The sequence below is a fragment of the Pseudomonas sp. RT4P38 genome, assembly GCF_054897765.1.
On record NZ_CM142703.1, the window covers coordinates 1,324,918 to 1,349,737 of the forward strand.

Below are 24,820 nucleotides of genomic sequence, written 5' to 3' on the forward strand. Positions count from 1 at the left end.
ATGACTCCCTTGCCCGCACCTTTGCGCTGGCTGTATTCCCTTGAATGGCGCCGGGGTTTCTTTGACTGGGCGCGCAGCGATGGCGTGACCTGGGTCTACATTTTCAAGGTGCTGTTTGCGGCGTTCCTGACCCTGTGGCTGGCCATGCGTCTGGAGTTGCCGCAGCCGCGCACGGCGATGATCACCGTGTTCATCGTCATGCAACCGCAAAGCGGTCACGTGTTGGCCAAGAGTTTCTATCGCTTCCTCGGCACCCTGGCCGGCTCGGCGGTGATGGTCGCGCTGATTGCCTTGTTCGCCCAAAACACCGAGCTGTTCCTCGGTTCGCTGGCGATTTGGGTGGGCATCTGCTCGGCCGGCGCGGCGCGCTATCGCAACTTCCGCGCCTACGGTTTCGTGCTTGCCGGATACACCGCGGCGATGGTCGGTTTGCCCGCATTGGCTCACCCGGACGGCGCGTTCATGGCCGCCGTGTGGCGGGTGCTGGAAATCTCCTTGGGGATTATTTGCGCCACGCTGGTCAGCGCCGCGATCCTGCCGCAAACCGCCAGCGCCGCGATGCGCAACGCCTTGTATCAGCGTTTCGGCGTGTTCGCATTGTTCGTCACCGATGGTTTGCGCGGTCGCAGCCAACGGGAGGCTTTCGAGGCGAGCAACGTGCGCTTCATCGCCGAGGCCGTGGGGTTGGAAGGGTTGCGCAGCGTGACCGTGTTCGAAGACCCGCACATGCGTCGGCGCAACGGTCGGCTCAGTCGACTGAACAGCGAGTTTATGGGTATCACTACGCGCTTCAACGCCCTGCACCAATTGCTTGAACGCTTGCGCAGCAGCGGCACCGATCACGTGGTCGCGGCGATCAAACCGGGTTTGCAGGACCTCGCCGAACTGCTTGATGGTTTCAGCGGCCGTGCCCTGACCAACGCCGATGCGGGGCGTCTGGTCATCGCGCTGACCACCTATAAAGAAGGCCTGCCGACGCGCGTTCGCAGCTTGCGGGCGACCTTTCAGGAGAGCAATCCGAGCGACGCCGAGCAGCTGGATTTTCACACGGCATACGAATTGCTCTATCGCTTCGTCGATGACTTGCACAGTTATGCACAGACCCACGCGTCGCTGGCTGATCACAGCCATGCGCGCGAGCTTTGGGATGAGCCGTTCACCCCGCAAACCAACTGGATGGCGTCGGCCGCCTCGGGGATTCGCGCGGCATTCATTCTGGTAGTTCTGGGCAGCTATTGGGTCGCCACCGCATGGCCGAGCGGCGCGACCATGACCCTGATCGCCGCCGCAACCGTGGGCCTTTCAGCGGCGACGCCGAACCCTAAACGCATGGCGATTCAGATGGCCTGCGGGACGCTCCTCGGGGCGCTGATCGGCTTCGTCGAGATGTTTTTCATCTTCCCCTGGATCGACGGTTTTCCGTTGCTCTGCGTGATGCTCGCGCCGGTGATCGTGCTCGGTTCGTTCCTCACTTCCCGGCCACACTACGCCGGCGTGGGTCTCGGTTTGCTGATTTTCTTCAGCACCGGTTCGGTGCCGGACAACCTCACCGTCTACAACCCTTACGCCTTTATCAACGACTACATCGCCATGGTGCTTGGCATGCTGGTGTGCGCGGCGGCCGGGGCGATCATCCTGCCGCCCAACAGCCGCTGGTTGTGGCGTCGGCTGGAACAGGATTTGCGCGGGCAGGTGGTGTACGCCATCAGCGGCAAACTCAAGGGCCTGGCGTCGAGTTTCGAAAGCAGCACCCGCGACCTGCTGCATCAGGCCTATGGTCTCGCGGCAGGGCAGCCGCAGGTACAACGGGACTTGCTGCGCTGGATGTTTGTGGTGCTGGAAGTCGGCCACGCGATCATCGAGCTACGCAAGGAACAAGTTATCTTGCCGGTGCATCCGGCCTATGCCGAATCCCAGCCGTGGCGTCAGGCGATCCGGGTGATGGGCCGCTCGCTGGTGCGGCTGTTTCTGCAACCGAGCCAGAGCAATCTGGAGCGTGGATTGATCGCCGTCGATCACGCGATCAGCCGTGTGCAAGCCACCGACGAGCCTTTCGCGCCGCACTTCGACACCTCGGCCCTGCGCCGGGTGAAGAGCTACCTGCACTTCATCCGCACCTCGTTGCTGGACCCGCAATCACCGCTCGCCGGCTACATAAATGCCAACGCCACCGCCAAGGCCCAAGGACTTGAACATGCCTCGTGAAATCGCCTTCCACGGTGTGTACATGCCGACCATGACCCTGATGTTTTTCATCGCAGCGGCATTGGCCTGGGCGCTGGACCGGTTCCTGTCCGGGTTCGATCTGTACCGCTTCTTCTGGCACCCGGCGCTGTTGCGCCTGAGTTTGTTTACCTGTTTGTTCGGCGCCCTGGCGCTGACTGTTTACCGTTGACTCTCTACCACTGACTCTCTATCACTGAAGAAGGCCCTGATGAAAAAGCTTTTCAGCCTGTTCGCCACTCTGTTGGTGCTGGCCCTTGCGATATGGATCGGCCGGACCCTCTGGGTGCATTACATGGACACGCCGTGGACCCGCGACGGCCGGGTGCGCGCCGACATCATCAATGTGGCGGCGGACGTTACCGGCGAAGTGGTGGACGTTCCGGTGCGTGATAACCAGTTGGTGAAGAAGGGCGATTTGCTGATGCGGATCGACCCCGAGCACTACCGCATCGCGGTCAAACAGGCGCAGTCGCTGGTGGCGTCTCGCAAATCGACGTGGGAGATGCGCAAGGTCAATGCCCACCGCCGCGCCGACATGGACAACCTGGTGATCTCCAGGGAAAACCGCGATGACGCCAGCAACATCGCCGACTCGGCGTTAGCCGATTACCAGCACGCTCAGGCGCAACTGGAAGGCGCCGAACTGAACCTCAAACGCACCGAGGTCCGCGCAGCGGTGGACGGTTACGTGACCAACCTCAATGTGCATCGCGGCGATTACGCGCGCATCGGTGAAGCGAAAATGGCCGTGGTCGACATGAACTCGTTCTGGGTCTACGGCTTCTTCGAAGAAACCAAATTGCCTCACGTGCGGGTCGGCGATAAAGCCGACATGCAGTTGATGAGCGGGGTAGTGCTGAAGGGGCATGTGGAAAGTATTTCTCGCGGCATCTACGACCGTGATAACCCGGAGAGTCGCGAGCTGATTGCGGACGTGAACCCGACCTTTAACTGGGTGCGTTTGGCGCAGCGGGTGCCGGTGCGGATTCACATTGATGAAGTGCCGGAGGGTGTGCTGTTGGCGGCGGGGATTACTTGTACTGTGGTTGTTAAGTAAACCGTTAGACCGAGTCGCCTTCATCGCGAGCAAGCTCGCTCCCACATTGGCCGAGTTCGAATGCAGATTTTGTGAACGACGCCAACCCCTGTGGGAGCGAGCTTGCTCGCGATGAAGTCGACTCGGTCCCACTGACAGATAGCGGCAGTTCACGCCTTGCAAAACGTCTCATGCAAATGCCGCCAAACCACCTTGCCATCCGCCTGCTTCTCAAACACCACCGTCGATCGCCGATCAGAGTGCAACCCCGTCGCATCCGTCTGCTGTTCGCGATAACTCACAGTCGCGCCACCGTCGTACAGAGCGTTGCCATGCAATTCGCTGAGCTCAATTCTGAACCCGAGCTTCTTCCCGCCCGCCATCAAAAACAACTCGCTCAACGCGTCGAAATCCAGCACCCGGCCCAACGGCGAGACCATGGAAAACTGCGGCGAAAAACGCGCCAGCAACTGTTCAAGCGCCGGCTCGTCTTGATCTTCGGCCAACCATTGCTCGATGGCGACGTGGGCCCGGATCACTTCATCAAAGTATTCGGTGTAGTCGGTCATGGAAGTTGCCCCTTCAGGCCGAACCGCTTCATCAACCCCGCCTCCAGCAGCCCTTTAGGCAGCAACCCCGCCAGTAACGGCAACGCCCGACTGCCATTGCCCAGACGAATCAGGCGCGGTGGTTTGCTTTGCTGCACGGCTTTGAGCAAACCGGCGGCAAATTCACTGGCCGGGGTCGGATTGTCCTGGGAGGCCTTGGCCCGTGCGCGAATGCCGTCACGCAGGGGCCACCACGGCGATTGTTCGGTAATCAACTGCTCCGCCTCATGACCGGCATTCTTGGCAAAACTGGAGGCGATGGCGCCCGGCTGGACTTCCATGACCCGCACGCCAAACGGCGCCAGTTCCATACGCAACGCATCGGTCAAGGCATGCACTGCCGCTTTCGAGGCGCAGTAGGCGCCGGCGAATGGTGTGACCAAAACCCCGGACACGCTGCCGATGTTCACCACCAGACCCTTGGCGCGGCGCAGCACCGGGAACATCGCGCGGGTGACGCCGACGATGGCGAACACATTGGTTTCGAATTGCCGCTGCATGGCCGGCACACCGCCGTCGAGCAACGGCCCCATGGCGCCGTAACCGGCATTGTTGATCAGTACGTCAAGGCCGCCATGTTGCTGGTTGATGCGCTCGCTCAAGTGTTCGAGTGCGGCGCCGTCGTTGACGTCCAGTTGCACGGCGGTGAAACCGGCAGCGGCCAGGGCTACCACGTCTTCAGCCTTGCGGGCGCTGGCCCAGACGTCGTATCCGGCATTTTTGAACACATCAGCGAGGGCGCGGCCTATGCCGCTGGAGCAACCGGTTATCAACGCAACGGGCATGGCGCGGTCCTTGTGCAAAAAGAAGAAGGGAATTAATCGGAGAAACTACCTTGCAAACGCTCGGCGCGAAACTCCAGTGTTTGCGGTCGATAGCCAGGGCGCAGAGGCGGCAGGGGCAAGCAGTCTTCCCAGTTCGCGCCGGCCTGAAGTTCGCCGGGGCCGCGATAGCGCGGTGCGGCGTATTGATTGTCGGCCAAGTTGACCGTATCGCCCGGGGCATACGCGGCGACGCGCCAGCGTAACTCGGTCAGCGGCACGTCGTTGCCGTTGTTCATTGTCAGTTGCAGCGGGCGGTCCGCCGGGCAGTGTTCGGGCGCGTAGGTGATGCGCAACTCCAGGCGCGCCAGTTGCTTGACCTCGCGGTTATCCAGCCAGATCACCCACGTTGCCACCACACCCAACCCAATGGCTGCAGCCACGGAGACCGGCAACGCCTTGGTCGGGTAGCGCAGCAACAAAATCAGCCAGGTGATGACCAGCAGGACGCCGATGAACATGACGCAAACCTCGGGAGGGGAGAAGGTCATCCTACCTAAGCGTGGGTGCGGTTGGCGATGGGCTTGATTGTTGTTGGTGGAAGTGATCGCCTCATCGCGAGCAAGCTCGCTCCCACATTCGGCCGAGTTGTCATATGGGAATGCGATTAAATGTGGGAGCGAGCTTGCTCGCGATGAGGCCCGCGGAGGCGACAAAAACGCCAGATAAAAAAAGCCCCCACCCAACTCGCTGCGGATAGGGAAACGCAGCGGGTCGGACGGGGGCTTCTGGTGCTACAGATCAATTACCGCGCGATGGTTTTCACCGATACGCCGCGGTCGATCGGGGTAGAGCGACCGTAGATATCTTCAAACCGCTCGATATCGTCTTCGCCCAGGTAGCTGCCCGATTGCACTTCGATGATTTCGAGTGGAATCTTGCCCGGGTTGCGCAGACGGTGGACCGAGGCGATCGGAATGTAGGTCGACTGGTTTTCAGTCAGCAGGAACACGTTTTCGTCGCAGGTCACTTCAGCCGTGCCGCTGACCACGATCCAGTGTTCGGCGCGGTGGTGGTGCATCTGCAGCGACAGGCACGCGCCCGGTTTGACCGAGATGCGCTTGACCTGGAAACGGCCGCCCATGTCCACCGAGTCGTAGGAGCCCCACGGACGATAGACTTCGCAGTGGGTCTGGGTTTCGCTGCGGCCTTGTTCGTTGAGGGTGTTGACCATCTGTTTCACGCCTTGGACCTTGTCCTTGTGGGCGATCATCATGGCGTCCTTGGTTTCGACGACCACGATGTTTTCCAGGCCAATCACCGACACCAGTTTGCCATTGCCATGGATCATGCAGTTTTTGCTGTCCTGGATGACCACGTCGCCTTTGGTGACGTTGCCGTTGGCGTCTTTCTCATTCACTTCCCACAACGACGCCCAGCAGCCGACATCGCTCCAGCCCGCGGTCAGCGGTACAACGCAGGCGCGCTGGGTTTTTTCCATCACCGAGTAGTCGATGGAATTGTCCGGGCAGCAAGCGAAGGTGGCGGCGTCGAAGTCGACGGTGTCGGCATCCTGTTTGCTGCGCTCAAGGGTCAGCATGCAGGTGTCGTAGATGTCCGGATCGTGTTTTTTCAGCTCTTCGAGGAAACGGCTGGCGCGGAACAGGAACATACCGCTGTTCCAGAAGTAACCGCCGGACTCGACGAACTCGGTGGCGCGCTTCACGTCCGGTTTTTCGACGAAGTGCGAGACGCGGCTGACGCCTTCCGGCAGCAGCGAATCATTGGTCGACTTGATGTAGCCATAGCCGGTTTCCGGTTTGGTGGCCGGTACGCCGAACAGCACCATTTCGCCGTTTTCTGCAGCGACGGTGGCCAGGGCCAGCGCGCGTTGCAGGGCTTTCTGATCTTCCAGCACGTGGTCGGCGGGCAGCACCAGCATCAACTCGTCGCGACCTTCGTTGACCAGCATCATTGCGGTCAAGGCCACGGCCGGTGAAGTGTTGCGGCCGAACGGTTCCATCAGGATGCGCTGAACGTCCAGTTTACGGGCGGCCAGTTGCTCGTTGACGATGAAACGGTGTTCTTTGTTGCAGACCACGATCGGGGTGTCCATGCCTTCGAACACCAGGCGTTCCAGGGTTTGCTGGAACAGCGTTTGTTCGCCGGTCAGGGCGAGAAATTGCTTGGGGAATTGCTTACGCGAAAGCGGCCAAAGACGTGAGCCACTACCACCTGACAAGATCACCGGAATCATGTTGTTACTCCTTGAAAATCGTATGGGTCAGAGCTACTGCGTTCTGTCGTTTCACTCTTGTTCTTATTCCGTGTTCGGGTAGCCCGTGGGCTACCCGACAAAATGATTAGCGCGTCGAAACCGGGCGTTTTACCCAGACTGGTGCCAGGCTGCTGCCAGTGCCAGTGACGTACAGCACGGCGGCTTCACCACGTTCCAGGGCAACCGGTTTCACGTCGCCGACTTTCTTGTCGCCATCGTATAGAGCCAGGCTGACTTTCACCGGGTTGATTTCACGCTCGCCACGGCCCTTGGCGGCCACGGTCGGGACCACTTCGGTCTTGCCGTCAGCGGTTTTCAGGGTCAGCGCCTTGTCGCTGAGGTTTTGTACGCGAACCAGGGATTTCTGCTTGTTCTTGAACGGCGGCTCTTCGATCAGTTGCGGCGCGCCGCTGGCGTTGTTGACCAAGGTGTAATAGTGATCACCGGCCAGTTTCACCGGCAGGGTCTGGCTGCCGACCTTGGCGCTGTAATCGCCGCCTGGCATGAAGCTGAAGTCAGTGCTGGACAGCGGCGCGACTTCGGCCAGGTTGGTGGTGCCGACGGTGGCGCTGACTTCAGCGTTACCGGCGTTGTAGACACGCACGAAGCTTGAGCCTTTCGGTGCGGTCGGGCCGTAGAGTGCGGCGTCGCCAGCGAAGGCGGACATCGACAGAACGCTCATGCCAGCGACGAGTGCGACTGCTTTTAAGGAGCGAGCGGCGAGACGGCGAGGAGTAGTAGTGAAAGTCATGGTGTACCTCTCTTTCAGTTTTGCGCCCGGTCGGGCGTCTCGGATTTAGTGTTTGCGGCTACGTTTTGTTGGCGAACGCCGGCTTCTTTGAGCTCTGCGACCCACTGCGGGTCGGCGTCACCGATTTCGTTGTTCACAGGCAGATAACGTTCAGGAAACTCCCAGATCAGCACCTGTGGCGGGCTGTTCTTGAAAGCATCACTTTTCAGGTAGGTGAGCATCGGCAGAATCGGGCCGTGGCCGTCTTCGGCGTAATTGACCACGTCGCTGTTCAGCGCTTGTTTCAGCGCACCGACGAAGTTCCAGTTGGGGTTGGCGCTGTAGCTGGTGCCGATCAGGGCCACTGGCACTTCAGTGTTGGCGAACAGGGCGTCATCACCGGCAGGCTGGTCTTGCGCCGCAACGGTATTGCGCTTCTGCAGCGGCTCAGGCTTGGGCATCAGGTTTTCGAACAGCGGGTCCAGCGGCAGGAACAACCGCAGGTCGCCCTTGTGAGTCACCTTCTCCGCAGGTTCAGTGACGAAGTGTTGCGGCTCGCCGCTCAGCGGGTATTTGTCGGTAATGGATTTCGCCAGGGTTTCGGCGGCGATTTGCGCGCCTTCCGGGGTCCAGTGGGTGTCGGTGCGCAGGAACACTTGCTGACCGTCCAGTTTGCCCTTTAGCAGCGGACCGAACAGGTCGGGAGCGAGGACCTTGTTGGCCGCCACACGAGCGTGGAAGTCCTCATAGAGGTTGGCGTGGATGCTAGAAGGCTTCACATCACCCAGGTGTTCCGGGTACAGGCGAGTCTTGGCTGGCACGATCGCCATGACCAGTTTCACGCCTTTCGCTTTCAGTTCCTGGCGCACACCTTCTACGAGTGCGTAGTTGCCTTGCAGGTTCAGTTCTTCGTTGACGATCGGGTTGAATTCCTCATCGCTGTACAACCACTGATCGCGGCCGAGCACGACGCCCGGACGACCTTCGTTGAACAGTTTGAAATCCAGCGCAGCCCAAAGGTTGGTGCCCAGGCGCTTGATCGGGAACTCGTCGTCGTAGTGCGTCTCCACGGCTTTGGTCCAGCGGCCGTTGAGCACCGTTGTTTCGGCAGAGGTACTGAAGCCGAGGAAACTGCGCGTGGACCACACGCCCAGGACCAACAGCGTCACCATGAACAGGCTGATGTAGAGGATGCGTAATGAGCGGGTCATAGTCAGATCCCTCAGAACTGGAAGTAAAGGAACGGCGAGAAGCTTTGCGCCGAAAGTTTGAAAATCGAGGCGATGAACAACACCAGTACCAGCGTGCGCATAACGTAACGAGACCAGTCAGCGGTCCAGTAGGCCGGTTGCACAGTCGCTTCAACGCCGACGGTGTAGCCAGGTTCGTGGATGCTGCCCGGGTTTTCGCCCGGTACGGCTTTGATCATTCCAGGTGTCGCTGCGGCCGGGCCATCGGCCTCGACGTTCACCACAGGCTTGGTCTTCTCAGGCGGCAGGTTGGTGTAGAAGTCACGAATGCCGAAGAACGCCAGGGTCATGTAAGCCACCACCAGGGTCGCCACTTGCAGACCGGTGAGGCTGGCTGCGTTGAGCTCCGACAGTGACCATTCGCCGAAGCTGAACATCGCGCCGTACATACGACCGGCGACGTGCAGGTTTTCCGAGCGGAAGATCACCCAGCCCATGACCACGAGCAGGAAGGTCAGCGCCCAGCGGATCGGGTTGATGCTGCGCGGCGAGGTGTTCAGGCCGAGGGCCTTTTCGATCGCCAACCACATGCCGTGCCAGGCGCCCCAGATGACGTACGTGATGTTCGCGCCGTGCCACAGACCACCCAGCAACATGGTCAGGAACAGGTTGCGATAGGTCATCAGCGTACCTTTGCGGTTACCGCCCAGTGTGATGTACAGGTAGTCACGCAACCAGGTTGACAGGCTGATGTGCCAGCGACGCCAAAACTCGGTGATCGACTGGCTGATGTACGGCTGCTTGAAGTTTTCCATGAAGCGGAAACCCATCATCAAGCCCAGACCGATCGCCATGTCGCTGTAACCGGAGAAGTCGAAATACAACTGCGCGGTGTAGGCCAGAGCGCCGAGCCAGGCATCGCCCGTGGTCGGGTTCTGCAAGGCGAAACAATGGTCGGCCACCACCGCGAGGGTGTCGGCGATGAAGACCTTCTTGATGAAACCCTGCATGAACCGCGTGGCACCCTCGGAGAACTTGTCGAGGGTGTGAGTGCGGTTGTTGAACTGGTCGGCGAGATCGCGGAAACGCAACACGGGACCCGCGATCAGGTGCGGGAAGATCGCCACAAACGCTGCGAAGTCGATCAGGTTGCGGGTCGCCGGCGTGTCACCACGGTAGACGTCGATGATGTAGCTGATGGACTCGAAGATGTAGAACGAGATCCCGATCGGCAACAGCACGTGGGTCAGGATGAACGGCGACAGACCAACGGAGGTCATCATCGCGTTGATGCTGTCGACGCCGAAGTTGGCGTACTTGAAGTAGCCGAGAATGCACAGGTCGACGCCCACGCCCAGGAGCAACCAGCGCTGTGCCGGTTTGGTCCGAACGCCTGCGGCACCGACTTTGAGGCCGATCCAGTAGTTCCACAACGTGACGGCTGCGAACAGCGCAAGGAAGTCCACACGCCACCAGGCATAGAACACGTAGCTGGCGAGCAGCAGCAGCAGGTTGCGATAGCGTATTCCGCTTAAGTAGTACATGCCGAGAAAGATCGGCAAGAACAAAAACAGGAACACGTTGGATGAAAATACCATCCCGGTCTCTCCATGTTTAACCAACAGTCAAGGGCCAACGGCCCCCCCAAACCCCCCACCGAAATCCGGGGGGCGTAACACACAAAACTCAAACTCGACACTGACCCCTGTGGGAGCGAGCTTGCTCGCGATAGCGGTCTGACATTCACATCGATGTCGACTGACACTCAGTCATCGCGAGCAAGCTCGCTCCCACAGGTTTTGCGTTTGGCTCTAGGAGCCTTTTTTGCCTTTTTCACTCGCCGGGTCGTAGACCTTGGTCAAATCTCCACCGAGGCGGAAGGTCTTGAACGGCTGCATTTCGCGCTTTTTTTCAAGCACATCCGGCGAGCAGGTGTAGAGCGTGCAGAACGGTTCGAGCCAGGCAAATTTCGAGTCGACCTTGAGGTCGGTCATGTCCTGTTCCTTACCGTTCTTCTTCTCGAATTCTTCCGGGTCTTCGACACCCGCGAGCACTCGATCACCCAGGCGCTTCAATGCGCCGTTGTTTTCCTGACGCAAGTCCACACCGTTGACCTGAGCGAAACTGGCGATCATCGCCAGAGGCGGCAGGGCGTAGTTGTGATAGGAGAGGGCGCGTTGCTGGCGCTTGAGTTCGTTGGGCAGGAAACCCTGGGCGTCGATTTGATTGACGGCGACTTTGTATTCCTTCACCGACCAGTCGAACAGGTCGCGGCGGTTGGTGGCGATGGACGTTGCCATCACCGACCAGGCGGACCAGTACGAGTGGTTGTTGGTTTTTTCCAGCGGCAGGTTGTCCCAGTCGCTGACCACTTGATCAGCCATCTTGCTGAACCAGGCCTCGATCAGTTGCGCCTCTTGCTGATGGTTCGCCAACGGATGCGAGTCGGAGAATTTCAGGCGGATATAGGACGAGGCCATGCTGCCCAACGCCCATTTGCGCATGGACTTGCCGGTGTGGTTGAAGTCCTTGGACATCAACGCATCGGCCTTGGCCCAGGCGGTCAACCAACTCAGGGTGCATTCCAGTTGTTCCGGACGACCGTCACGCATGTACTGCATTACGCGCTTGCTGGTGCCGCGCTCAATCTTGGTGATGTCGGCCGTGGTGTCGCGGAAGGCTTTTTCCGATGCCTCGTTCAGGGTCGAACGGGCCTTGTCGGAGCCTTCGTACTTGCTGCGAAATTGCAGCGAGCCGGTGTACGGCGTCGGCATCGCATCACAGCCTTCGCGCTTGTCGCCGGTTTTGACTTTTTCAATCGGCGCGAAGTATCCCTGTGGCGGACGCAGTGGCGCGGCTGCCTGGGTGGCGCCGGCGAACATCGCCAGAGTCAGCAGGGAGGGCGCGAGTAACTTTTTCAAAGTTCGGGTTTGCATATGAACCTCATTGCCCGGCCTGAGCGGTACGCTGCCCAGCGCCTGGGAACACGTTGCGTTTGCAGATTTTCGCTTCGACTTTCTGTGGCGCGGCACCTGCTTCAGGGCCCTGGATTTCGACGGCCAGCAGATTCTGCGAGGCCCAGTCTTCATCCGTGCGCAACTCAAAGGCGAAACGCCCGTCGGTATCGGAGGTTTCCGGTTTTTCGATCTTGATGTCCTCGTGGCGACCGTTCATGTACCAGAGGGTGGCTTGCAGATTTTTCACCGACGGATCGGCGAAGCGAATGTCGACCTGGTGGCTGCTGTTTTGCAGATTCAGGTTCTTGCTGTTGACCATCAATTCGTTCTTGCCCGGTTTCAACGTGGTGCTGCCGGTCAACTGTGCATCCTTTCCTTCGCAACCGTTGTCCAGCAGCGCCATCATCTGGCGGTAGGTGGTTTCCTGGTCGAGGCGATAGAGCGGCGAGAATTCCCAGATCAGAATCTTCGGTGGCTTGGTCTGGAACTCTTCGCTGCCCAGGTACTGCAGCATCGAACCTTCCAGGCCACCGCCGGGGAACGCCACGTTGAGGATGTCGGCACCGATAGCCTCTTCGAGGAAACCGGCGAAGTTGTAGTTCTTGCCACTGTGGCTGGTGCCGACCAGGGTGACTTCCGGATTGCCGGAATCACTGAACAGATCGCCATCAGCTGCTTCGCCTTTGGGCTCGGTGGTGAACTGATCCATGTACTGGATCGCGTAGCTGGTGCCACAGAGTTGACCGGCCATATTGTGTAACGTTCCGGTCTTGCCCATGCGACCCGACTTATGGCTCTCGAATTCGCGTTTTGGCACGTCGGCAAAGGCCGGCATTTTCTTGATTTGCTCACCGACGATTTTCGCCGTGCGCTGGGCGCCATACGGCGTCCAGTGTTGGTCGCCGCGGAAGTAGAAGTCGTGGGCCTGCGGGGTCTCAGGCAGCGACTCGTTGGTCAGCGGCGACAGGTCCGGCACGGTGTAGCCCATGGCGGCGAAACGCCCGAGCATGGTCTTGTAGTTCCTCAAGGCCTTGTCGAAATCGAACTTGGCTTTGTCTTCCGGGTTGAGCTTGTTGCGGTTCACCAGGCCACGGGTCGGCTGGTAAACAACGACCAGTTCCACGCCTTTGCTCTTGAACGCGTCGTGCAGTTCTTTCATGCGTTTGTAGCCAGCGGGCGTGGTGTCGAACTCGGTGCGCAAATCTTCTTGCGTACGGAATAGCCAATCGCCCTGAGCCTGCACCAGCGTGGTGAAGTTCTGCTGGTAACGCGTGGTGTAGTTTTTCGCGTCGTGCGCTGCCGGGCACAGGTTGCAGCACGGTTCAGCGTCGAAGCTGGGTGGCTTTATGTTGCCGGCAGCTTCATCGGCACGAGCGCCGGCGCTGGCCGCGAGAATGCCGACGGTCAGGGCCGACAGGCTGAGTAATTTGATCAAGTGTGAGTGCATAAAATTATCCTCAGTCCTGCATTTCGGTCTGGCGTTCGACAGGGTCGATCAGCACGGCTTTCTGCTGGCGCACCAGTAGGTCGAGAATTTCATCCTGGCGCTCGCCAAGAATTCCGTTGAAGCTGATGCCGCTGGATTTGGTCGGCGCAAGCATGGATACGCGATACAACTCGACGCTCAGCGGCGAGTCGATGGACAGTGGTCCGCTGCCGTTGCCGGCCAGTTCGCCACCGACGATGATCAGCGACACCTGGGCGTCGAACGGGTCGAGCTTGATGTCACGGTCGGTGTCGCTCAGGTCCTTGATGTGGCCGTAGACGCCGGTCAGGCCGTTGGCCATGGACAGGTTTTCGTAGAGGCGAATGTTCACGCTGTTACGAATCCGGATGCCGTGGCGTTTGTTGCTGATCACCTTGTTGCCCCACAGCAGATTGTCGCCACTCTCGTAGAGGGTGATGCCGTCGGTGTGGTTCTTGTAAATCTCGTTGTAGGCGATCAGGTTGCTCACGCTGTTACGGTCGATCACCAGGCCCGACAACTTGTTGTCGTAGCTGCGGTTGTTGAAGATGAAGCTTTTGTTGACCTCACGGGAAATGATGATCCCGTGCTTCTTCTTGGTCCCGAACACCGTGTTGTCGGCGATGATCAGACCGTGGGAACGGTCATGCGGGTCAATGCCGTAGACGATGTTGTCTTTGTAGGTGTTGCCCTTGACCACAAAGTCGCGGGTTTCATAGCAGTAGAAGCCGTACCACATGTCCGAGAACTCGGAGCCGACAATCCAGCCGGTCGGTTCAGGGCGCTTGAGCACCTTGGCCATGTTCGGCGTGTACTGGGAAATACTCACGCCGTAAGACTTACTGTTGGCATAACCGAAACTGGCGATCTTGCTGTTGGCGATGTAAGTCTCGGTGCCACCCCAGGACAACATGAACGGACGGAATTCCTTCGCCGACTTGAACATTGCCGGACCGTTTGCCTTCTCACTCCAACCGGTGATTTTGGTATCACGCACGAACAGCTGACCGTCGTTGACCAGGAACGAACCGGCCTCCTGAGACAGGCGCAGTTCCTGGGTCTGCTTGTCGATTTCCAGAATGCCCTTGTTACCCACCACGATCGGCAACTTCGCCAGGAACACGCCCGGCGAGGTTTCGCTGAAGTACTGCTTGGGCACCTTCTTGGCCAGATCCTTGAGGTTCATGTAGCCGTCGTCGACGAAGATGGCCTGCGGGATGCCGTGCTGACGCACCACCCATTCAGCCATCTTGTTGTCGCCGCCGATGAAGTCCTTCAGGGCGTTTTCCTGCATCATCCGGCGCACGCTGATTTTGCCGGGCTTGGTGCGCACGATTTTCGCGGCGATGGCTTCGGCGGTGTAGCCGGAGGTGTCCGGCAGTTTCGGTTTAGCCAGCTCCAGCGGCGCGGTCGGTGCGCTGCTGACGGTATAGGTCTTGGCCTGTTGCAACCCTTTGGCAATGGTCGCCGGTTGCCCTTTTTGCACGGGTGCAGCCGGCTCCACCGCGGCGAAGGCTGCCGTGCTGGCCAGCAGCATCGCGCCGGCCAGCAAGGTTATCGAGCCTCTCTTCGGACTGTTCATGTCAGGAACTCCCTTAGCGGTTCGCATCAGAAGCGCCAGATCACGTCGACAAACGCGCGGTGCATGTACGAGTCGACGCCTTTGCCATACGCATCGCCGGGCTTGAACACACCGCCACGCACACGCACCAGGGCCGAAGGCTCATCGATCGATTGGCTCAAGGCTGCGGGCAGCAGGCCTTGTTTGAAGTACTTGGTGACGACCACGTCCATTTCCTGGCCGAGGTCTTTGTTGCCATCTTCCAGCGGCAGGGACGTGCTGGAGAGCACCGCGCCGGTCACGTCGTCGGTGTCATTCTGGACGGCATTGATGCCGTTGCTGCCGACCGGCTTGTTGCCGTCGACGCGCCAGAATTTGTGGTAGATCACACTGGCGTCGTATTCGTCGTTGAGCATCCACGAGCCGAACAAGGTAGCGGACTGCATGTTGTTCGTTTCACCACGGAACGCTTCGCCGAAACGGTGAACCCGCGAGCGAGTACCGGTGTAGTTCGAACGGTTGCTTTGCAGGCCGTTCTGTTCGTAATCAGCGCTGGCACGGGCATAAGCTGCACCGACTTGCCATTGCGGATCGAGGCGCAGACGCACACCCAAGTCGGTGGCCCAGCCATCAACACTGCCATTGGTTTTGGCTTGTGCCGGCGCGTTGCCCTCGGCAGTCAGCGGGTTGACCGTGTCGCGGTCGCCGCTCATGCCGGTGACGCTGCCCCAGTAATTGACGGTGTTGGTGTTGCGCCAGTTGTAGGCATCGCTGTCGGCGGTGAGGCCGAGCCAGCTGATATCACCATTCTCTTTCTTGTCCAGAGAATCGGCAGGAACACCTGGCTGCGCGGTATCGAGCTTGCCGTCATCGTGGGTGTGATGACCACGAATGCCGACCCAGTTGCCCGGGTTCCATTGGTACGCCGCGTCGGCGTAAGCGTGCAGGCGATCCTTGTCCTTGGGCGCGAGTTCGGTGAGGTCAGTGCGGTACTCGCTGAAGCGCTCGGCAACACCGACGTTGGCGCGCAACAGGGTGGTGTCGAAGGTCCAGTTCAGGGCTTCGATGTTGGTGTCGCGCCATTGGCCGTCGTCATTGCGCAGGCGCTGGCGACCAAGTTTGAGTATCTCGCCGGGGTAGGGCGTAAGGCCGCTGTAACCGACCCAGAACTCGCGCATCGCCAGATAATTTTTCTTGGTCTTGCGATCACCGTTGTCGGTGGCCTGGGTGCCGTCGCTGTCGGACTGCTGCAGGGTGTCGGTCTCAATGATGTCGGTGGACGTCACGGCCTGACCCATGGCATAGGCGCTCCACGCGCCGCTCTCGCCATAGACCCACGGACGCAAGTCGAGGCCGACGCCATTGACGTCACCGCCCTCGGCAGTGCCGAGGTCGGCGTCGTCTTCGGACTGGGCGGTGACTTTCACGTCAAGGCCGTAGTTCTTGCTTTCAGTCAGGGCCGCCAGGGTCGGGCACGACCACAAGAGGGCGAATGACAGGCCAATACCGGCCTTAACGAATGGATTCAACTTCATAGGGATTCCTCGCCGTCTTCTTCTTCCAGGGCATGCAGTTCCAGCGTGTTCTGGCTCAAGGCACCACGAACGGCCTGTTCTTGTTTCAACAGGCGTTGGGCCTCGGCGAGCTGGGCAGGCGGCAGTTGGGCTTCGAGTGTTTGCGCAAGTTCAGTGGCTTGCGGGGTGTTCTGCGCCTTGGCCAATTGGCTGAAGACGTAAGCGTTGAGCGGGTCAGGCTTGGTGCCCTTGCCTTGGGAGAACAGTTGGGCAATGGCGAAGTCGGCGCTGTTCTGACCGTGACGCGCAGCCTTGAGCAGGTGATCCAGCGCTTTCTGCGAATAGACCTTGCCCAGGTAACCACGGCGGTAAATCTGGCCGAGGTAGTAATCGGCGGCCACTTCTCTGCCGACGGCTTTCTTGAAGTGCTCTTCGGCGACCTTGGCGTCGGCCGGCACCATTTTGCCTTCGTAGTAGAGCTTGCCCAGCAACAGTTCGGCACGCGGCTGGTCAGCGGCGCGGCCGTTGTCCAGGTATTTCATCATCGTGTCGACGTCGCCGAGTTCCGGGAAGTCGTAGAGCAGTTGCGCCAGGCTGACCCAGGAAGCGGGGTAGCCGGGTGCGATGCCTTCAAGCAACGACTGGGCGGTTTTTTCGTCGGTCGTGCCCAGGGTTGCATCGCCCAGTACGCGGGCCACGCTGTCCACGCGCTGGGCGGAAACCGTGCCACGAGCCTGAGCGGCCTGCATCTGCTTGATCAGCTCGGCCTGTTGTTCAGGCTGGGCTTTTTTCTGATAGACCGTGGCCAACTCGACGTAGCAGATGTCGGTGGTGTTCAACGCGGCTTTGCAGATGGTTTCGACTTCGTCCAGGTGCTGGTCGTAAGTGCCCTGAGTGCGATAGAGCAGCACTTGGGCCAGGCCCGCTTCCGGTTTGCCTTCGGCGCGCCATTGGCTGATCTGCTGTTGCGCGTTGACGTTCGGGAAACTGTGGGGGTATTGCAGGTACAGCATCGCCAGCGGGATCAGGGTGTTGCCTTCGCCATTGGCCGAGGCTTTTTTCAACAGGCCTTCGGCTTCGTGCTGCTCGGCTTCGGTGGAGCCGGGTTTGGCCACCAACAGACGACCCAGGCGAGCCTGAGCCCGTGGCGAGACGCCGGCTGCGGCGCGGTAAGTCGCTTCGGCACGCTTGATCTGCGCCGGGTCACGGCTGTCGACCTGGATATCGGCAAGGCCAACCTGTGCTTCGCTGTAGCCCAGGTCTGCCAGTTGCTGGTAATTCTGCGCCGCCAGCGTGGTATCACCGCGCTTGAGGGCTTCGTTGGCCAGACGCTGGTCGGGCAGGCCGGCGCATCCGGCCAGGGCAATTGCCATGGCCAGAGTCAGCGGAACTGGCAGGATTCTGAGTGGGCTAGTCACGGGCATGTCCTCTGTTATTAACGACCGGCGGCCATGGCTTTATCGATCAGCCAGTTCAGGTTCGGGCCACGAGTGCTGTTCACTTCAACCGGACGACCGGAGAATTTGCTGTCCAGCGGCTCGTCAGGCTTGATCAGCACGCGGATGTCGGACGACAGGTCGGCGCTTTTCAGGCTGGTGCTACTGACGATCGTGCCGCTGCGGGTTTTGTCTTCGCCGGCGATCTGGAAGCTGACGGTGCTGCCTGGAAGCACATCGCCGAACTGGCGATAGGAGAAGCGTGCTTCAACGTTGGCTTCGCTGTTACGCGGCACCAGTTGGAAGATCACGTCGCCCTTGCTGGCGTACTGGCCGTCGGCGACCATTTGTTGAGCCACGGTGCAATCGCACGGCGACGTCAGGGTGCCGGTCATTTGCTTGCCGAACAGCTCTTCAACCTTGGCCGGTTGCAGTTGGTTATCGTCCAGATGGCCCTTGAGTACGTCGAGCATGCTGGTGCTGAACGTCGCCAGCGGGGCGCCTTTGGCCGCAACTCCGTCGGTTTTCACCAGGCTCTGCACAGTGCCGTCGCGCGGCATGGTGATGTTCATGCCCGCCACGCTGACCAGACCGGCCTGCGCGTGGCTGACGAAGTACATGCCGTACACCGACTTGAAAATGAAGCCGAATGCCGTCAGACCGACGAGGAAAATCGCGAAGCTGAAGGTCACTGCACGCAGACGACCGAACGCGGTCATGCCGTGGCCGCCATCCTTGACCTTGCGCGCCTTGGTGAAGTTGTCGCGCTGCAGGGTTGCCAGCACTTCACCCATGCTGACGATGTCGCCGGCCAGGTGCGAGGTGATCAGGTGGCGCAGGGTGGAAATGTCCTGAGGTTCGAGGTTCTGGAACTCGCAACCGGTACGGCCGGTTTCGCGCTCGTGGGAGCGGACCAGTAGCTCGACGTCCATGGCCAGGCCGAGGTTATCGATGACGAACTGCAGGCGGGCCTTGTACTTGTCGCCGATCTTCAGTGGCAGCTGACCGGCGTTGAAGGCCAGGCCGCCAGCGGAGAGGTCGAGGACCCGAGCTTCTACCGGGGTCCGGTCAGGACCGTAGAAGCGCAGTTTGGCCGGGATTTTCACTCGGGCGTGCTGGCGCTGGGCTTCTGATTCATGCACTACGTTGGCGTTGACGGCGGTATTCATATGGACGATTTCCTAGTTAATTCAGGCGAGTTCGGTCAGACCATCATCAGCAGCACAGCAACAAAAATGCTGCCGGCGGAGAAGGTCATGGTCCGAGACGACCAAGTGTTGAACCAACGTTGAAAGCTGGCGAGATCACGGGTCAATTTGGTGTCCTGGCGAGTCCAGGATTGTTGGTCGAGGCGGAAGAACACGTAGATCTTCACCAGCGCGCCGACGATCTGGTTGTAATAGAGAATCGCCGGGTAGGCCGGGCCGATCTTGTGACCGGAGCAGGACAGCAGCACGGTCAGGATCAGACGGGTAATGCCGATCCACAGCAGATAAACCAGGATGAACGCGGCGCCGTACTTGAAGGTGGCGAGGATCGCGACCGTCAGGCCCAACAGCGATGTCCACATCGATACACGCTGGTCGAACAGCACCACCGAAGTGAACAGGCCGAGGCGTTTCATCCCCAGGCCCAGGGCGCGGGAGTTCTGGCGCAGGTTGTTGCCGTACCAGCGGAACATCAGTTTGCGACTGGCCTTGATGAAGCTTTTTTCCGGCGGGTGTTCCACGGTGTGAATGGCGGCGTCCGGCACGTAGAACGTGTCGTAGCCCAGGCGCATCAAGCTGAACCAGCTCGACTTGTCATCACCGGTGAGGAACTTGAAGCGGCCCAGGCGCCAGTGTTGCAGCGAGTCGCTTTCCACGTCGGCGATGAAGTCCGGGTCTGTCACCACGGTGGCGCGGAATACCGACATCCGCCCGGTCATGGTCAGCACGCGTTTGGACAGGGCCATCGAGCACATGTTGATGTGTCGTTGGGCGAAGCGCAGTTTGTGCCATTCGCTCATGATGTAGCCGCCGCGCACTTCGCAGAACTCGTTGGTGGTCAGGCCGCCGACATTGCCGAACAGCTGGAACCACGGCACGGTCTTGAGCACGACGCCTTCGGCGAGCACGGTGTCGCCATCGATCACTGCAACCACTGCGCGGTCGTCCGGCAGGTGGCGGGAGATGGCGCGGAAACCGTAGGCCAGGCCATCGCGCTTGCCGGTGCCGGGAATGCGCACGAAGTCGAGCTTGACGCGAGCCGGTGGGTTCATCCGGGCCCAAAGGCTTTTCACCAGCTTCTCATCGGACATTTCCACGATGGAGCAGACCATGGTGGTCGGCAGGCCGCAGTCGATCGCTTCGCGAATCACCGAGGCGTAGACCTGGGCGGTGGTCAGCGCGTCGATACGAAAGCTGGTGACCATCAGGAACACATGGGACGGGTCTGCCGCTTTACCCAGCTTGCGCACTTTGCGCCGCAGGTGCGGGTAGACCACGTACAGAAACAGCATGCCGCGCAGAAAGTGCGTGGCACCCATCGAGTAGCGCCAGATACCGACGATACCGATCAGGAAGATGAAGTCCTTCGACTCGGCGTCGAACGTGGACGCAGGCAACGCCATGGCGATGCCCATCAATAAACTTAGGTAAAACAGCCAACCGGCGACCTGAAGTAGGCCGTGCTTTAGCCTGTGCATAATCTGCATCCGTCTCTATCTCGGGCGAGCCTGTGGGGTGGCCCGATGGGGTTAAGGCAGGCGAAAAAGCCGGGAGGGTTTGCTGGCGATATGAGCGCCGCGAACCCTCCCGATGCCGCTTGTTACCAGCAGATGCCTTCAGTCCGGCCACTTGTGCTAGTGGCTTTGGACATGAAACCGACCAGGTCGATCACTTGCTTGCCGTGTGGAGCTTGTTGCGCCAGAGCGCGGAACTTCTCGTCACGGTTGCCTAGGATGATCACGTCGGAGTTGTTGATCACGTCGTCGAAATCGGCGTTGAGCAAGGACGAGACGTGAGGGATCTTCGACTCGATGTAATCCTTGTTCGCGCCGTGAACGCGGGCATATTCGACGTTGGTGTCGTAGATGCTCAGGTCGTAGCCCTTGCCGATCAGCATTTCCGCCAGATCAACCAGCGGGCTTTCGCGCAGGTCGTCGGTACCGGCCTTGAAGCTCAGACCCAGCAGGGCGACTTTGCGTTTTCCGTGGCTGGTGACGATGTCGAAGGCGTTCTGCACCTGGGACTCGTTACTGCGCATCAGCGAGTTGAGCAGCGGTGCTTCCACATCCAGGGAACCGGCGCGGTAGGTCAGGGCGCGAACGTCTTTCGGCAGGCAGGAGCCGCCGAACGCGAAACCAGGGCGCATGTAGTACTGGGACAGGTTCAACGTCTTGTCCTGGCAGACCACTTCCATCACTTCGCGACCATCGACGCCGACAGCCTTGGCGATGTTGCCGATCTCGTTGGCGAAGGTCACCTTGGTGGCGTGCCACACGTTGCAGGTGTACTTGATCATCTCGGCCACTGCGATGTCCTTGCGGATGATCGGAGCATCGAGCTCTTCGTAAAGCGATTGCAGAACGTCGCCCGAAGCCTTGTCGAACTCGCCGATGACGGTCATTGGCGGCAGGTCGTAATCGGCGATCGCGGTGCTTTCACGCAGGAACTCTGGGTTCACTGCTACGCCGAAATCGACGCCGGCTTTTTTGCCGGAGCAGTCTTCGAGGATCGGGATGACAACGTTTGCGACAGTGCCCGGCAGAACGGTGCTGCGAACCACGATGGTGTGGCGGGTAGTCTTGTCACGCAGGACAAAACCGATCTCGCGGCACACGGCTTCGATGTAGTTCAGTTCCAGGTCGCCGTTCTTCTTGCTCGGCGTGCCAACGCAGATCATCGACAGATCGGTGGCGCGAATCGCCTCGGCGAAGTCGGTCGTACCGCGCAGGCGGCCCGTCTCGATGCCCTTCTGCAGAAGTTCGCCCAGACCCGGTTCAACAATCGGCGATTTGCCGGCGTTGATCATATCGATCTTGTCTTTGGCGACATCGACGCCAACGACCTCATGGCCCCGTGCAGACAGGCAACCGGCACATACTGCACCGACGTAACCCAAACCAAATATGCTGATGCGCATCGCATTTACCTCTGTATTTATCAAGCCATAACATGGCCGGAGTTAATGGTGTTCAGCGGTCATAGCGCACTCGGAAGTGCGCCTTAAAGGCGCAACAATGCCGCGTGCAGGCATATAAGTTCCGAGTGTCTAAATAAGTTCACTCAAAATGTGCGCAACTAGGCTTTATTGTTATGGCTTGCCCTGTTATGCAGCTGATCTTCTAATCAGAAGACATTCGTGCAAAGGTCTTGCGCGCTCAATGCCAGGCCAGAAGCCCGTAAATCAAGCGGTTTAGTGCTCAGGTGAGCACATTTATAGGGGCGCGACCTTGGCCTTGTAGGGGATAGTTATGAGGCTTATCTCCTGTCCTTCATGTGTTGCCCAAATCAGGGACCCGTTCGCAGAAGTTAGTGTGACAACTTTGCTACGTGAATCTTTTCTCTGCGTAAGTTATCTCGTACAAGCGCCGAGAGAATGGTTACCGATGGTATGAGCGATCCATGTGGACATAGTTCCAGTCCGCCCATCGCGAATTCTGAAATTTCTTGAAATATCGGAAAAGATGGCACTGCTCTCATATTGATAGCAACGCCTGTTTTACCCTTGATACATAGGGTTATTGTCGGATTAGATAGTTATGTGCCACTACCGATAAAAAAATTCAGTGCCACTACTGAAAAAAAACATCAAAGTCGAGTGAAACTAAAGTTAGAAAAACAGGTGATTGTTTTTTGGCGCCAATGAAGTGGCAAATGAGGCGGGGGATTGTTGGACGATCGGACGTCGGCGCACGACCCGTTAATGAGGCGCGCACCGATCGGGTGCTTACTCTGGCGCGTGATCGCGCAGGAGCACCAGATTGTCCGGTTTAGACTGCTCGGCGCTGTAGCGATAGCCTTGGACATCAAACTGCTTGAGGGCTGCCGGGTCGTTGATGCGTTCTTCTATAACGAAGCGACTCATCATGCCTCGGGCCTTTTTCGCGTAGAAACTGATGATTTTGTATTGGCCGTTCTTCAGGTCCTTGAATTCGGTATTGATGATGCGCGCGTTCAGGGCGTGGCGTTTGACCGCCGAGAAGTACTCGTTGGAGGCCAGGTTCAGCAGCACGTCATCGCCTTGATCGGCCAGTGCTTCGTTCAGCCATTCGCTGATCTGTGTGCCCCAAAAGGCATACAAGTCCTTGCCACGGGCATTCGCCAGTTTGGTCCCCATCTCCAGTCGATACGGCTGCATCAGGTCTAGTGGGCGCAGCAGGCCGTACAGGCCGGACAACATGCGCAAGTGCTGCTGGGCGTAATCGAAATCGGCCTCGCTGAAGGTTTGAGCATTCAACCCGGTGTAGACGTCGCCCTTGAATGCGAGCAAGGCCTGTTTGGCGTTAGCGGGGGTGAACGCCGGCGTCCAGCTGCCGAAGCGCGCGGCGTTGAGCCCGCCGATCTTGTCGGAGACGTGCATCAACTCGCTGATCTGCGCAGGGGTCAGCTCGCGCAGCTGCAGGATCAGCTCCTGGGAATGGTCGAGGTATTGCGGCTGGGTGAAGCGCTGGGTCGCCGGCGGTGTTTCGTAATCGAGGGTCTTGGCGGGGGAAATCACCATCAGCATGAAGTCGTCTCCTTTAATCGTGGGGGCGATTCTAGGGGGTTGTTCATGCTGACTCCAGCTATCACGGTCATAGGTGATCGGCGGCGATCAGCTATAGTGCCGCGCGGGTTTTGTTATGGAGACATCCCATTGCGTATTGTTTTTCTAATCACGGCCTGGCTCTTGAGCTTCAGTGCCCTGGCCGGTCCGGGTGATGTGGCGACGCTTGATCGTAGCACCTGGCCCGAACAACTCAGCAGCCCGACCCTGTTTGACGTTGCGTCACGGGCCGAGATCCTGATGTTCGCCCGTGTTCTGCTGGCCAGCGAGTCTCTGGATGAAGGGAGTCTGGCCCAGCGCCTGGGGTTGCGCACGGTCAATCTGGAATCGATCAATAACCTGCGCCAGCGCCTGTGGCAGCGCCTGTTGGCCAACTACAACTTCGCCCAGCAGAGCTGCGATCAGGATGCCTCCTTCTGTTTCCTGGTCGAAGACATGGACACCCTGCGCCAGCAGGCCGCCAAATTTCAGGTCAGCGATGAGAGCTACTACATAAAGTGGGCCGAGCCGAGCCGACTGTTCCATGCCCAGTACCTGGACGAGCAATTGCGCAAGGCGGCGCTGCTTCCGCAAACCAGCAGTGAAGTTGATCGTTTTGGCGACTATGAGCGCAATGGCGATGCGATGCATGACCGGTTGTTTTTGCTGACCTTCGACAGCGCCGCCAATGCCACGCCGGACAACACCGCCTGGGCCACGGAATACCTGCGCAAGTCGAACATGAGCGGCACGTTCTTCGTCCTCGGAAAGGACATCCAGGCCCGACTGGCCGATCGCTCGGTGGCCAGTCTGCAAGCGACTTACTCAAAGCAGTGCATCGGTGTGCAAGGCTGGGAGTTCCGCTCCCACAGCCATTGGCAGGACTGGCAGGATTCGGTGCGCCGCAGTGTCGAGCTGGTTAAAAGCAAACTGCCTGAAAACTACGTGCCCTTGTTTCGGCCGCCCGATGGTCAGCGTCGTTCTGATGCTGAAGGCTTCTTCAAGGCTCAGGGTTTGCAGGTGGCATTGTGGGACATCGATGCCCAGGACGGTGCCGGCAAGCTAAAGGGTAATCAGAGTGCGCAACGGGTGTTGACCCTGATGCTGTTGTGGCGGCACGGGGTGATCAACTTCAACGTGAAGCAGGATGCAGTGAAAACGGCGATGCCTTGGCTCATTACACAAACGGCGCCAAGCGGGATCGGTTGGGAAGACTGTCAGGATGCGTTTCGCTGAGAACGACGAAAGCCCGTAAACATTGGGCCAAGGGCAGTTTTGGAAGATAATTCGGCGCAGGCCGACTTCCGACTTTAACGGCACATTGCCTG

At 59.3% G+C, this 24,820-nt stretch carries 20 protein-coding genes; 4 read left to right on the plus strand and 16 right to left on the minus strand.

Annotated features, from left to right (window positions below):
- From ACYZT7_RS06095 to ACYZT7_RS06105, 3 genes are read left to right on the plus strand one after another with little or no spacing between them, the layout of a single operon-like run.
- Window positions 1-2,205: an FUSC family protein gene (locus ACYZT7_RS06095; RefSeq protein WP_462040330.1), complete on the plus strand. Its 2,205-nt coding sequence runs from the start codon at window positions 1-3 to the stop codon at window positions 2,203-2,205.
- A complete protein-coding gene (locus ACYZT7_RS06100) occupies window positions 2,195-2,395 on the plus strand; it encodes a DUF1656 domain-containing protein (RefSeq protein ID WP_007896379.1) in 201 nt (66 codons plus the stop codon). Before ACYZT7_RS06095 ends, ACYZT7_RS06100 begins: the two co-directional genes overlap by 11 nt.
- A gap of 39 nt (window positions 2,396-2,434) precedes the next feature.
- Complete coding sequence (locus tag ACYZT7_RS06105) at window positions 2,435-3,283, plus strand: efflux RND transporter periplasmic adaptor subunit (protein ID WP_462040331.1); 849 nt, start codon at window positions 2,435-2,437, stop codon at window positions 3,281-3,283.
- Between the two features lie 149 nt (window positions 3,284-3,432).
- Here ACYZT7_RS06105 and ACYZT7_RS06110 read toward each other — a convergent pair whose 3' ends face one another.
- The 16 genes from ACYZT7_RS06110 to yaaA form a co-directional block, all read right to left on the minus strand.
- Complete coding sequence (locus ACYZT7_RS06110; RefSeq protein ID WP_462040332.1) at window positions 3,433-3,831, minus strand: DUF4440 domain-containing protein; 399 nt, start codon at window positions 3,829-3,831, stop codon at window positions 3,433-3,435.
- Window positions 3,828-4,655, minus strand: a complete 828-nt coding sequence (locus ACYZT7_RS06115) for an SDR family oxidoreductase (protein ID WP_283183029.1) — start codon at window positions 4,653-4,655, stop codon at window positions 3,828-3,830. The genes ACYZT7_RS06110 and ACYZT7_RS06115 overlap by 4 nt, the downstream gene beginning before the upstream one ends.
- A gap of 32 nt (window positions 4,656-4,687) precedes the next feature.
- Window positions 4,688-5,152 carry a multidrug transporter gene (locus ACYZT7_RS06120; protein ID WP_462040333.1) on the minus strand — a complete coding sequence of 155 codons (465 nt, stop codon included), beginning with the start codon at window positions 5,150-5,152 and terminating at the stop codon, window positions 4,688-4,690.
- Window positions 5,153-5,436: 284 nt separating this feature from the next.
- Window positions 5,437-6,888 carry a mannose-1-phosphate guanylyltransferase/mannose-6-phosphate isomerase gene (locus tag ACYZT7_RS06125; RefSeq protein WP_462040334.1) on the minus strand — a complete coding sequence of 484 codons (1,452 nt, stop codon included), beginning with the start codon at window positions 6,886-6,888 and terminating at the stop codon, window positions 5,437-5,439.
- 106 nt (window positions 6,889-6,994) lie between these two features.
- Entirely contained in the window at window positions 6,995-7,660 is a 666-nt protein-coding gene (locus tag ACYZT7_RS06130) for an alginate O-acetyltransferase AlgF (protein ID WP_462040335.1), read from the minus strand.
- A gap of 14 nt (window positions 7,661-7,674) precedes the next feature.
- Complete coding sequence (locus ACYZT7_RS06135) at window positions 7,675-8,850, minus strand: alginate O-acetyltransferase (protein ID WP_462040336.1); 1,176 nt, start codon at window positions 8,848-8,850, stop codon at window positions 7,675-7,677.
- Window positions 8,851-8,861: 11 nt separating this feature from the next.
- The gene (locus tag ACYZT7_RS06140; RefSeq protein ID WP_462040337.1) at window positions 8,862-10,427 is read right to left on the minus strand and encodes an MBOAT family O-acyltransferase; all 1,566 of its coding nucleotides are present in this window, start codon (window positions 10,425-10,427) and stop codon (window positions 8,862-8,864) included.
- Between the two features lie 213 nt (window positions 10,428-10,640).
- Window positions 10,641-11,765, minus strand: coding sequence for a mannuronate-specific alginate lyase (locus ACYZT7_RS06145; RefSeq protein WP_462040338.1), 1,125 nt, complete (start codon window positions 11,763-11,765; stop codon window positions 10,641-10,643).
- Window positions 11,766-11,772: 7 nt separating this feature from the next.
- A complete protein-coding gene (locus tag ACYZT7_RS06150) occupies window positions 11,773-13,233 on the minus strand; it encodes an alginate O-acetyltransferase (RefSeq protein WP_462040339.1) in 1,461 nt (486 codons plus the stop codon).
- A 10-nt stretch (window positions 13,234-13,243) separates the two neighbouring features.
- Complete coding sequence (algG, locus tag ACYZT7_RS06155) at window positions 13,244-14,833, minus strand: mannuronan 5-epimerase AlgG (RefSeq protein WP_462040340.1); 1,590 nt, start codon at window positions 14,831-14,833, stop codon at window positions 13,244-13,246.
- A 26-nt stretch (window positions 14,834-14,859) separates the two neighbouring features.
- Entirely contained in the window at window positions 14,860-16,347 is a 1,488-nt protein-coding gene (locus ACYZT7_RS06160) for an alginate export family protein (protein WP_462040341.1), read from the minus strand.
- The gene (gene algK, locus ACYZT7_RS06165) at window positions 16,344-17,750 is read right to left on the minus strand and encodes an alginate biosynthesis TPR repeat lipoprotein AlgK (RefSeq protein ID WP_462040342.1); all 1,407 of its coding nucleotides are present in this window, start codon (window positions 17,748-17,750) and stop codon (window positions 16,344-16,346) included. The genes ACYZT7_RS06160 and algK overlap by 4 nt, the downstream gene beginning before the upstream one ends.
- Window positions 17,751-17,761: 11 nt before the next feature.
- Window positions 17,762-18,931 (minus strand): PilZ domain-containing protein, encoded by a 1,170-nt coding sequence (locus ACYZT7_RS06170; protein ID WP_462040343.1) that lies wholly within the window; start codon window positions 18,929-18,931, stop codon window positions 17,762-17,764.
- A gap of 35 nt (window positions 18,932-18,966) precedes the next feature.
- Entirely contained in the window at window positions 18,967-20,448 is a 1,482-nt protein-coding gene (alg8, locus tag ACYZT7_RS06175) for a mannuronan synthase (protein WP_449643835.1), read from the minus strand.
- Window positions 20,449-20,570: 122 nt separating this feature from the next.
- A complete protein-coding gene (locus tag ACYZT7_RS06180; protein ID WP_462040344.1) occupies window positions 20,571-21,887 on the minus strand; it encodes a nucleotide sugar dehydrogenase in 1,317 nt (438 codons plus the stop codon).
- An 807-nt stretch (window positions 21,888-22,694) separates the two neighbouring features.
- Window positions 22,695-23,474 carry a peroxide stress protein YaaA gene (gene yaaA, locus ACYZT7_RS06185; RefSeq protein WP_462040345.1) on the minus strand — a complete coding sequence of 260 codons (780 nt, stop codon included), beginning with the start codon at window positions 23,472-23,474 and terminating at the stop codon, window positions 22,695-22,697.
- Between the two features lie 129 nt (window positions 23,475-23,603).
- Between yaaA and ACYZT7_RS06190 the strand changes: the two genes are divergently transcribed.
- On the plus strand, window positions 23,604-24,728 hold the full coding sequence (locus ACYZT7_RS06190; RefSeq protein ID WP_462040346.1) for a polysaccharide deacetylase family protein: 1,125 nt from the start codon (window positions 23,604-23,606) through the stop codon (window positions 24,726-24,728).
- Window positions 24,729-24,820: the final 92 nt, after the last annotated feature.

Bases quoted from the DNA above. Each gene is read 5' to 3' on its own strand.
- ACYZT7_RS06160 (WP_462040341.1), bottom strand. From the start codon at position 16,347: ATGAAGTTGAATCCATTCGTTAAGGCCGGTATTGGCCTGTCATTCGCC.
- ACYZT7_RS06115 (WP_283183029.1), bottom strand. From the start codon at position 4,655: ATGCCCGTTGCGTTGATAACCGGTTGCTCCAGCGGCATAGGCCGCGCC.
- ACYZT7_RS06140 (WP_462040337.1), bottom strand. From the start codon at position 10,427: ATGGTATTTTCATCCAACGTGTTCCTGTTTTTGTTCTTGCCGATCTTT.
- ACYZT7_RS06105 (WP_462040331.1), top strand. From the start codon at position 2,435: ATGAAAAAGCTTTTCAGCCTGTTCGCCACTCTGTTGGTGCTGGCCCTT.
- algG (WP_462040340.1), bottom strand. From the start codon at position 14,833: ATGAACAGTCCGAAGAGAGGCTCGATAACCTTGCTGGCCGGCGCGATG.
- ACYZT7_RS06170 (WP_462040343.1), bottom strand. From the start codon at position 18,931: ATGAATACCGCCGTCAACGCCAACGTAGTGCATGAATCAGAAGCCCAG.
- yaaA (WP_462040345.1), bottom strand. From the start codon at position 23,474: ATGCTGATGGTGATTTCCCCCGCCAAGACCCTCGATTACGAAACACCG.
- algK (WP_462040342.1), bottom strand. From the start codon at position 17,750: ATGCCCGTGACTAGCCCACTCAGAATCCTGCCAGTTCCGCTGACTCTG.
- ACYZT7_RS06095 (WP_462040330.1), top strand. From the start codon at position 1: ATGACTCCCTTGCCCGCACCTTTGCGCTGGCTGTATTCCCTTGAATGG.
- ACYZT7_RS06120 (WP_462040333.1), bottom strand. From the start codon at position 5,152: ATGTTCATCGGCGTCCTGCTGGTCATCACCTGGCTGATTTTGTTGCTG.
- ACYZT7_RS06125 (WP_462040334.1), bottom strand. From the start codon at position 6,888: ATGATTCCGGTGATCTTGTCAGGTGGTAGTGGCTCACGTCTTTGGCCG.
- ACYZT7_RS06100 (WP_007896379.1), top strand. From the start codon at position 2,195: ATGCCTCGTGAAATCGCCTTCCACGGTGTGTACATGCCGACCATGACC.
- ACYZT7_RS06130 (WP_462040335.1), bottom strand. From the start codon at position 7,660: ATGACTTTCACTACTACTCCTCGCCGTCTCGCCGCTCGCTCCTTAAAA.
- ACYZT7_RS06110 (WP_462040332.1), bottom strand. From the start codon at position 3,831: ATGACCGACTACACCGAATACTTTGATGAAGTGATCCGGGCCCACGTC.
- ACYZT7_RS06180 (WP_462040344.1), bottom strand. From the start codon at position 21,887: ATGCGCATCAGCATATTTGGTTTGGGTTACGTCGGTGCAGTATGTGCC.
- ACYZT7_RS06145 (WP_462040338.1), bottom strand. From the start codon at position 11,765: ATGCAAACCCGAACTTTGAAAAAGTTACTCGCGCCCTCCCTGCTGACT.
- ACYZT7_RS06135 (WP_462040336.1), bottom strand. From the start codon at position 8,850: ATGACCCGCTCATTACGCATCCTCTACATCAGCCTGTTCATGGTGACG.
- alg8 (WP_449643835.1), bottom strand. From the start codon at position 20,448: ATGCACAGGCTAAAGCACGGCCTACTTCAGGTCGCCGGTTGGCTGTTT.
- ACYZT7_RS06150 (WP_462040339.1), bottom strand. From the start codon at position 13,233: ATGCACTCACACTTGATCAAATTACTCAGCCTGTCGGCCCTGACCGTC.